Origin of the sequence: Algoriphagus sp. SE2 (assembly GCF_039563885.1) — a bacterium.
Classification (GTDB): domain Bacteria; phylum Bacteroidota; class Bacteroidia; order Cytophagales; family Cyclobacteriaceae; genus Algoriphagus.
Genome location: NZ_JBCLWJ010000042.1, coordinates 1 through 3909 on the forward strand (window position 1 = coordinate 1; position 3909 = coordinate 3909).

1 protein-coding gene is annotated in these 3909 nt (G+C 36.5%); it reads left to right on the forward strand.

Annotation, left to right across the window (positions count from 1 at the left end):
• Positions 1-1332: 1332 nt before the first annotated feature.
• Positions 1333-3909 (forward strand): choice-of-anchor tandem repeat GloVer-containing protein (locus tag AAGF08_RS20265; protein ID WP_343513271.1); only part of this gene is annotated, 2577 nt, incomplete at its 3' end.

Here is a 3909-nt window from a genome sequence, read left to right on the forward strand (position 1 = left end):
TTTTTGGGCCCTAGATTCCCGGGTTTTGGATGCTAGAACAATCCGATTTGCCAGCAATACAAGACCAAAAGCTATCTCGATCAATCGTTGGGTCAGGGGAGGTGTTCCAGGAAGGCATATAGTATACACCAACTAACTCATCGTTGGTCTCCTGATTATTGGTTAATTGAAAGTGACCTAATTCTTCAGAAAATTTAAGCTCTTTTATTGATGCTTTCATATGACAAGTAATAAAAAAAGCCATCGAAAAAAGAATAATATAAAAACTGAAAAATGAGATAATCTTCGATCTAGACATATTTAAAATTAAGTCATCTTTCCTAAAAATGTGAAATTTACTAGTGAAATTAAACGAAACTTTCTTTTGAAGAACAGAAATAAATAGACGAAAAACATAATATTATTATTTTTTTTTGAAAAATATTATTAAATAGGTCTAGCGTTTAAGCGTTAATTCTTTTTAAATAATCAGTTATAGGGGTTTTATTTTTGAAACATGGCCCTAATTCTTTATTAAGAATGTTTTTTATATAAAAGGCTTTCGGAATTAAGCGAAAGTTAGTTTTTGATAAGAGTATATTAACTAAGAAATTATGTATAGAGTATTCCTTAATTTATTTAGCTTAAATCCTAATTTTTTCAATTCCAAAATTAAAATAGGAATATCGCTTAGTAACTATCGGCCTCTTTACCGTCCATCCATCTAAAATTAATCACTAAGTTTTTAAGTACAAAAATCAAAGTTTATATCTCAGCTCCCAAACATAAAAGGATCAAGGCATCACTCCAAACTACAGCATTAATTGCTTCTACAATTTCTTTCCTTTTAGATTGGTAAACTTCTAAATCCTTTAAGAATTCTAAATCTTGGGTTTATTCTGAATTAGAACAAAGTAAAATACCCTATAAACTCAGAAGAATCGTTTTGAATGGGCATATTTTCTTTTAAAAGAGATTTTCATTGGAGTATTAAGAAACCTATTTTTCATCTCTTATGGTAGTTTGATTTTACACAACTAAATCTATTAACAACTTAAGAATTAAAAAGACTCTTTTTTAGATCTCTCGAAAGTTAAATTTTAGATAGATTTTTTTAGATTTTTCTACAAAAAATTACATTTTTTTAATTTTCATAAAATATTTATAGGTTTTCATACCATTTTTAATGTATTTCACACCAAATAATAAATAGCGCATTTATTATTCTTTTACAGTATGCTTATCAGGATATAAAAACCATTTTTCAATACATGATTTTTATTTTCCGATAGTGAAAATTATTTGTTCCTAGCCTTATTGGGGGCGGAACTTCCATTTAAATTCTTTACTAAGATGATCCGTTTTACCACCAAAGCAATTTTTCTAATTGCACTTTATGTAACCTGCGCTTTACCTACCCTTCAAGCGCAAAGCCCCAAATTCTTTGGTCTTACCTCCCAAGGTGGAAAAGGTGGTACAGGGGCGATTATAGAGTATGATATTGAAAGTAAATCTTTAAGGGATCCTGCGCCTACAGGTTTTACCAATTTTGCTTCAGGGAGCCAATCATTATGGAACCAGTTGACAGAGTATAATGGTAAACTTTACGGGACGACTAGAAGCGGTGGAACATTTTTTGGAGGCGTTTTATTTGAGTACGACCCCGCCACCAACTCTTATTTGAAAATTCATGACTTTGAGCAGACAAGCTTTCCAAGTGGTCATTTGACGGTGGTTGATGGGAAACTGTACGGCACAACAACGTCAGGCATAAATAATGCGGGTGTTATCTTTGAATACGACCCCGCGACAAATATATTTTCAGAAAAGTATGTGTATAACGTGGCCAATAGAGATGAGGCTGGGTCAACGCCCGCAGGCGGCCTAGTATACGTAGAAGGTGAACTTTACGGAATGACTTCCAGCGGTGGCCGCAATAATGTAGGGGTTATCTTTTCATATAATATAGCTACGGGTGCTTATACAAAAATCCGTGATTTTGATTTTACAAGGGATGGTGGAATACCCTATGGAAATTTAACACTCTATAATGGTGATCTATATGGGTCGACTACTGCAGGTGGGAGCACGGGTAATGGTACCTTATTCAGGCTTAATGGAAGTTCATTTTCTTTTTCAGAAGGAAGATTTGATGTTCTGTATTATTTTTTGGAGGGAAGAGATGCATCAGATAGTCAATATCCAGATGATGGAAGTTTAACCGTCTTCAATGACAAACTCTACGGAATGAGACCAAAAGGAGGTTTTAGTAATATCGGCGATAATGATCTTGGGTTTGTCTTTGAGTTTGATCCAACTGATAATGGAATAACAAAATATGATTTTGATGGAAGAATAGGCAGTACCCCTTATGGTAGTTTAACAGTCCTTAATGATAAGCTTTATGGGATGACTTTGCTTGGAGGAAGTTTTAGGAGTGGTTTTATTTTTGAGTTTCTCCCCGAAGAAACTTTCAAGTTTGATGGATACAGTTTTGATGGGACGAATGGTGCTTCTCCATTTGGAAGTCTAACCGCCTATAATGGCAAATTGTATGGTATTACTAGTGCTGGCGGTATCAATGATGAAGGCGTCCTTTTTGAATATGAACCTGAACGTAAAATATATTCCAAAAAGCTTGATTTCAATTTCAATAATGGAAGTAACCCCTCTGGAAGTTTAATTAAATATAACGGTAAATTATTCGGAACTGCTGATGCAGGTGGATCAAATAACCTCGGAGTGCTCTATGAGTACGATCCTTCGACAGAAAGTTATACCAAGAATATTGATTTTGTAGGAGACAATGGAAGTAAGCCAAATGGTAGATTAACGGCTTACAATGGTAAGTTATATGGAGTGACTTCTGTAGGAGGTAGGTTTATAGATCATGGGCTTATTTATGAATATGACCCGGAGAGTAAAGAATACAGCAAGGGTCACGAATTCAATGGATTAAATGGCAGTACCCCAATTGGTGGTTTGACGGAATATAACGGGATTCTGTATGGAGTGACTGCTAGAGGTGGCGCTGGCGATAAGGGGGTTTTATTCGGATATGACCCTATTAGGAGAGGTTTAGTATTGATATTCGAATTTGATGGTACAAATGGCATTAGTCCTAGGGGTCCATTAACGGTCCATGATGGCAAGCTCTATGGTACGGCTTTAGGTGGCACAACTGAAGGAGGTATTTTGTTTGCCTACGATCCGTCGAATGGTGAATTTACTGAAAAGTACAATTTCGAGGATGGTAAGGGTTTGGGTCCTAACGGTAGTATGATAGTATATAATGGAAAGCTTTACGGGCTGACCAACCTTACTAGTTTTAGTAATAATGATGGGGGAGTTCTTTTTGAGTATGATCCGGTTACTAATATATATAGCAGAAAATACTCATTTGTGGGAAATGATGGTAGTAATCCTAGGGGAGGTTTAACCGAATATAATGGGAAGCTCTACGGAATGACAGCAAGAGGGGATAATTTTTATGCATATGGAACTGTATTCGAATATGATCCAGTCAATGAAGCCTTTGCCAAGAATGCAGATTTTAATATGAGTAACGGTGCATTTCCTTTTGGGTCTCTCACATTATTTACTATTCCGCCTGTTGAATTGGGTCTGTCAGCGACCAAAGTAGATGAGTTTTGCCCGGGCCGAAACGGCAGTATTGACCTGACCATAACAGGCGCCACCGGTACTCCTGGCATTTCTTGGACAGGTCCGGATTTATTTACTGCTGACGTAGAAGATTTGAATAACCTGTCCGCAGGTATATATAAGGTAGTGGTCACGGATGATGCGGGTGCTACCGGAAACCTTGAGGTAGAAATCCTATTGACGCCTGATACTGAAGCACCGACTGCCATAAGCTTAGGCGAAGTAGTAGATGTAGAAGTGAATGTGGCCGCAATACCAAATGCCTCC